The sequence below is a fragment of the Bacillus sp. 05T31 genome, from assembly GCF_056396725.1.
The window spans coordinates 1-5,918 of the sequence record NZ_JBFTMA010000223.1; the positions used below are offsets into that span (position 1 = coordinate 1).

The following is a 5,918-nucleotide window of genomic DNA, read 5'->3' on the forward strand; positions in this document are numbered from 1 at the left end:
CCAATGCAGAATTTAAACCAAATCTATTTTATCAAACAGAAGAATGGGAACATCCTGATATAAGTGATGATCAAAAACCGAGTGAGAGCATATTCTTTCAAAGTTTAGCCAAAGCGATTGAATTAAATAATGTGAATTTGATAACTGTAGGGAAAGTAAATAATGATTGGACCAAGTGGACATGGAGTGATTTTGAAAAACAAGAAGAGGATGACATTTAAATAAGAAACTGTTTTTCCCCACCTATGATACATTGAAGCATTTGTAACATTATTTTATCGGTAAAGCCATGTATGAACTTCGCTTTCACATCTAAATCATTTGAGTTGAACAATCGTATTAGTTATTACTAATATGTGTGTCAAAATATTTTAAAAAAAGATTGATAAATGTTTCTTCGCTTTATTTTTAATGTGAGAAGGAATGTAAATAATGAACAAAAAAATAATATAGTTAGTGGAAGCGAAGGAAATGTTATAGTGTTTGATGCACACATTAAGAGGTTTTATGTAACAGGAAAGAGAAGCTTTTTGTTTGAATTTCAGGGTATACAAAATGTAAACGTTGACTGGGATTTATTTCTCATGCTAACATATAGATAATTTAATCAAGGCGGTGGAAATGTATTGGACTCAGATGTTGACTCGGATAGGTGGCTAAATGACCTCGATTTTCTCAGAGTACCCCTCATCATTTTGAGAATGTAGATTTTATACAATCTCATGTCAATGTGTATGAAGTAGGTCTGGAAAGAGAAAATATATCAGGAGGTGAATCCTTTAGTTTCAAGGAAGCTAAGGGAATTAGTTGGACATATTTAATTTAATCATGGTAGTGGTTTTAATCGCATGTACTGCATTTTTCGTAGCAATTGAGTTTGCTATTGTAAAAGTAAGAGGATCAAAGATTGATCAATTTGTATTAGAAGGAAAGAAAGGTGCGCTGGCAGCTAAGAAAGTGACATCAAACTTGGATGAGWATTTGTCAGCTTGTCAATTAGGGATTACAGTTACAGCAATGGGACTCGGGGCACTAGGTGAACCAACGATTGAGAGACTTTTACATCCTTTATTTGATAAGTGGAACATCAATCCTTCCATTGCAGGTGTATTATCTTTAGGAATTGCTTTTACTATTATGACGTACTTACATGTTGTAGTTGGTGAATTAGCACCAAAAACATTCGCGATTCAAAAGGCTGAGAAGGTTACTTTATTACTTTCGGCTCCGCTTATCTGGTTCTACAAAATCATGTATCCGTTTATTCGCTTGTTAAATGGCTCTGCAAGGATGATAACAGGAATGTTCGGCTTAAAACCTGCATCAGAGCATGATGTAGCACATACAGAAGAAGAATTACGATTGATTCTTTCTGAAAGTTATGAACGTGGAGAAATTAATCAAGCTGAATACAAATATGTAAATAATATTTTTGAATTTGATAATCGTATTGCGAAAGAAATCATGGTCCCTCGTACAGAAATTATAGGGCTACATGTAGATAATTCTTTAGCAGACCATATGAAAATAATCCGTGATGAAAAGTATACACGTTACCCAGTATTTGGGGAAGATAAAGATGAAATCATTGGCATGGTGAATGTGAAAGACTTCTTTATTCGTTATATGAATAAGGAAACAAAAGAATTCAGTTCTATTCAATCGTATACGCGTCCAGTAATTGAAGTAATTGAGACCATACCAATACATAATCTTTTACTACAAATGCAAAAGAAACGTATTCCGTTGGCTGTGTTATATGATGAATACGGTGGTACGGCTGGTATTGTAACCATTGAGGATATACTGGAAGAGATTGTAGGAGAAATACGTGATGAATACGATGAAGATGAGCGTCCGCCCATCCAGCAAATGAATGAAGGACATATTGTCGTAGAAGGTAAAGTATTAATTAGCGAATTAAATGATTTACTAGGATTACATATGAATGATAGTGATGTTGACACGATTGGTGGTTGGATTCTGATGCAGAATTATGATATCCAAGAAGGGCAAACAGTAAATAGCGAAGGATATGTATTTAAAATTCTTTCTAAAGACCCTCACCAAATCAAACGTGTTGAAATACAAAAAGAAATGTTGGAAGCAGCAACTGTATAGTTGCTGCTTTTATTCAGCTGATAACATGGTAGCCCTCCTCATTAAATTCATTGATTGATCAACTCTTTACCTGTTAACACATTACCGAAATAGGGAATGATTGTTTCCTTTGCATTCATGGTTCAACACTCCTTCGATATTGTAAAATGTATCTCATTTATACAAATTATAATATAATTTAAATGTAAATTCGTAGCGTAAAATAGATTAAAAGTAACAAATGTTGAGAAAGGATTCCYTTGTCAAMATTAGTATTTGTATTTCACTAGATAATAAAAAATGTAGAAGAATTTTATTTCTGACATTGTTATTTATTAGTAATCAAAATACAAAATAAAGAATTTTCTCGGCTGGAAATTGTTACACACTCATAAAATGGAGGCAATAGTTATGCAGCAAATTAAAAAAATAGGAAACTCATTTTGGTATATGACACCTGTTTCCGAGACCGATAGACCTGTCTTAGGAATGGTAGTTGGAAAAGAAAAGACTTTGATGATAGATGCAGGTAATTCAGAAGCACATGCACAATTGTTTTTAGAAATGCTAAAAGAGCAAAATATCTCAAATCCTGATTTTGTAGCATTAACGCATTGGCACTGGGATCATATTTTTGGATTACCTGTACTACAAGGTGCATTATCTATTGCGCATTCTGAAACGAAAAGAGAGATGCAGAAACTAGTTTCTTATAAATGGACAGATGACGCGTTGGACACACGAGTAAAAGAAGGCACAGAAATTGAATTTTGTGCGGACTGTATAAAAAAAGAGTTCAGTGAACAACCAAGAAATATTCAAATTATTCCGCCGACCTTAACCTTTCAGAAGCAACTTGAATTAGACCTTGGTGATGTGACATGTGTGTTAAAGCATGTGGGCGGAGACCATTCACATGACTCTGTTGTTATGTATATTAAAGAAGAAAAGATATTGTTTTTAGGAGATTGTATTTATGCAAATATTTTTTCTTCTAAGTGGAACTATACGACGAAACGAACGTTTAAATTAGTAGAAGAGTTAGAGGCATTTGATGCTGAGACATATATTCTTTCCCATGGGACAGCTATAATTAGGGATGAGTTTTTACAAGAAGTTCATTTGCTAAAAACAGTAGGAACTTATACGGAAACTCATAAAGGCGATGAAGAGAATATAAAGGCATCGTATAAACGAGACATAGATAGAGAATTAAATGAAGATGAATTAGAAACAATAACGTTTTTTGTAAATGGTTATGAAATGAATAATCTGTAAAATACAACTCTAATCAAATTAACGCTTATTTTGATCAAATATAATATAATTGCACAAAAAGAGTATTGAAAGTTAATTCAATACTCCTTTTAATAAGTAAATATTAAGTCGCAACCAATTTGAATTTTTTTTACAGGCTCATCATCTGAAGTTATACGACTTTATTTATTTTTCGTATAGATAGAATTTCAAGTAGAAGCTTTCTTTGCTAATTCAGTTATATAGTTGAAAAATACATCACGTTTTACATCATAAACGACATTTATAGGTCGCCCATCATCAGTTGCCACTGTACGTCCTTGACTAGGTCCGTATGTATGAACAATACTTTTAATCACTTGTACCTTTGCAAGATCAGCTTTCCCAACAAACGCAGCGGTTAATACATCCCACAAATAGTAAGTAGAGTTAGTTGAAAAGTGAACGAGAGGGGGGACCATCGCATAACATTGACCAAGGAAATCGACACCAATAAATTTACGGTCTTTTGCCCAGCGTTTGCGTACGTCTAATGTCAGCGGAACCTGATTTGTGCTTTCTAGCGTAACTAAATCAACTTTTATTTTTGCTGCCCATACACGAGCTACTGCCTCGGGATCCCAAAATGAATTCCATTCGGCTGTTCCATCGTGTTCAGGTTCATGAACATTTCCTGCAGTAAGAAATGTGCTGCCCATCCAAACGAGACGTTCAATTTTTTCTTCGATTACAGGCGCTTCATATAATGCGCGGGCAAGGTCGGTAAGAGGGCCGGTAAATAACAAAGTAGTTTTCTCCTCAGTTTGTAGGAGAGTCTCTATTAAATGATGATGTGCAGGTTTTTTTGATGCAGGTGTAACAACTTTCCCAAACTCATTTAAAATTGGTAAAGCATCTACATAAAATGCATGCATCCGCCATTCTTTTGGAAATGGGTTTTTTCCACGAGAGTTGGACGCTGCTACCTCAATATTATTTTTGCCGAAGCGATCTATAATTTTACGACTGGCAGACATTGCTGGTTCTAAATAACAATCTGCAGGAATAACTGAAACACCTGTAAGTTCTACATTTTCCATCTGGAGTAGTAAAAATAGTGATATTAAATCATCTACACCACCATCATGATTGAAGTACACTTTTTTCATCATTTTAATCTCCATTCTTTAATATTTAACCAGGAATTAAATTTTAATTGATGAAAAATCATCAATAATTTCCACCACTTCAATTCTCCCATTAATCAGTAACTCAGGAAGTTCATTTCTAACGTTTCCTTTCCAATACTCTCTAGCTTGTTCCATTTTTTGAGCGAAAGGRATACCATCTTCTTTCGGTAAAAGATTTCCGTCACCTTCAAAAGAACTACCGATCACTCGTAGTTTAACAATCTGTAAAACATCTCGATTATAAGAATCAAATAAAGCTTTCCATTTCAAAGCATCTTCATAGCTTTTGGCAGCATATAAGCAAGACAACCTTGACGGGTATTCAGGAAATTCTTGCAGCCTAACCATTTCCACAATCGTTTCTCTAATCGCTCTAATGGTTTGATCYATATAATTCATAACTACTTKAGCATTTTCATTATTTAWATGTAATYCKTCAYTTKTATAATGAYTKTTTAAAATTTKWAWGGMATCTTYWCCRKTAGARTTTAATTGTTCTCTTTCAAAAAAGAAGTGATATAGGGTATTAGTTTGATTTTTGTCAAAGTTTATGATTTGTCCGAGGTTCATTTTTTTCCTAGTAACAACGTGATAAACGTACAATTCGTTCTCGTTCATAATCTTCCTCCTAGCATTTTTTCATATATCTAAACGGAAATTATAGAATTATTTTATAAAAAGCTTTACGGATTGCTATTTCTCTAGGGTCATCAAACATTTGCATACCAACTCGTGTCATTGCATATGAAAAACCGACTCGATTAATTGGATCAGCAAAACATAAGGAGCCACCTGCACCTGGATGACCGAAGCAAGATGGATTTCCATAGTTAGAACCGGTTGTTAACGGCTTGAAAAACCCTAATGAAAATGCCGTGTCGACGGTTTGGACAGCATCACGCCAGCCATTTTTCGTTTGGATAGGTGGTTTCGACAATTCATCTAATGTATGTTGGATTATTCCTAAGTGAGGACCACCACTAGCAAATTCGCTATATATTTTGGCCATATCACGTACTACTCCAATACCATTTCCAGATGGGAATTCTACTTCTCGTAATTCTCTTCTGTTGAAATTATCATGGGCTAATAATCCTTTTGGATCAACCATACTACGTTTTGCTAATGATTTTGGATTCATAAATGCCCATAGTAAGCTTTTAGGAAAGGAGCCGAAGTTTTTAAATATATCAAAGATAGATTGGATTCCTTTAATAGTCGCTATTCGTTCATCCGGAAGGGTAGATGGGATACCAATATACATTTCGGCTTGCAAGGGACATGAAATTTCTTCATTGAAAAATTGAGTCAGATTTCTGCCCTTTGGATCTGCATGACGAATTAACTCACTTATATACCAGCCGATCGTCCAAGTATGATAGCCATGTTTCT

The 5,918-nt window shown here is 34.4% G+C and carries 5 protein-coding genes and 2 pseudogenes; 3 read left to right on the forward strand and 4 right to left on the reverse strand.

All coding sequences use genetic code 11. The features are described 5' to 3' along the window. A partial coding sequence (locus tag AC1DJR_RS14825) for a DUF7003 family protein (protein ID WP_477002901.1) occupies window positions 1-221 on the forward strand: 221 nt, incomplete at its 5' end. An 11-nt stretch (window positions 222-232) separates the two neighbouring features. Here the strand turns inward: AC1DJR_RS14825 and AC1DJR_RS14830 are convergent. After that, a pseudogene (locus AC1DJR_RS14830) lies at window positions 233-334 on the reverse strand (ArsR/SmtB family transcription factor); the annotation flags it as partial. Between the two features lie 473 nt (window positions 335-807). On the opposite strand from AC1DJR_RS14830, the gene AC1DJR_RS14835 reads away from it, so the two are divergent. Next, window positions 808-2,121: a hemolysin family protein gene (locus tag AC1DJR_RS14835; RefSeq protein ID WP_477002902.1), complete on the forward strand. Its 1,314-nt coding sequence runs from the start codon at window positions 808-810 to the stop codon at window positions 2,119-2,121. 390 nt (window positions 2,122-2,511) lie between these two features. Then, entirely contained in the window at window positions 2,512-3,378 is an 867-nt protein-coding gene (locus AC1DJR_RS14840) for an MBL fold metallo-hydrolase (RefSeq protein ID WP_477002903.1), read from the forward strand. Between the two features lie 188 nt (window positions 3,379-3,566). Here the strand turns inward: AC1DJR_RS14840 and AC1DJR_RS14845 are convergent, their stop codons facing one another. The 3 genes and pseudogenes from AC1DJR_RS14845 to AC1DJR_RS14855 all read right to left on the reverse strand — a co-directional run. Next, the gene (locus tag AC1DJR_RS14845; protein ID WP_477002904.1) at window positions 3,567-4,508 is read right to left on the reverse strand and encodes a nucleoside hydrolase; all 942 of its coding nucleotides are present in this window, start codon (window positions 4,506-4,508) and stop codon (window positions 3,567-3,569) included. Between the two features lie 33 nt (window positions 4,509-4,541). After that, window positions 4,542-5,144: pseudogene (locus AC1DJR_RS14850) on the reverse strand (DUF2441 domain-containing protein). A 40-nt stretch (window positions 5,145-5,184) separates the two neighbouring features. After that, a partial coding sequence (locus AC1DJR_RS14855) for a serine hydrolase domain-containing protein (RefSeq protein ID WP_477002905.1) occupies window positions 5,185-5,918 on the reverse strand: 734 nt, incomplete at its 5' end.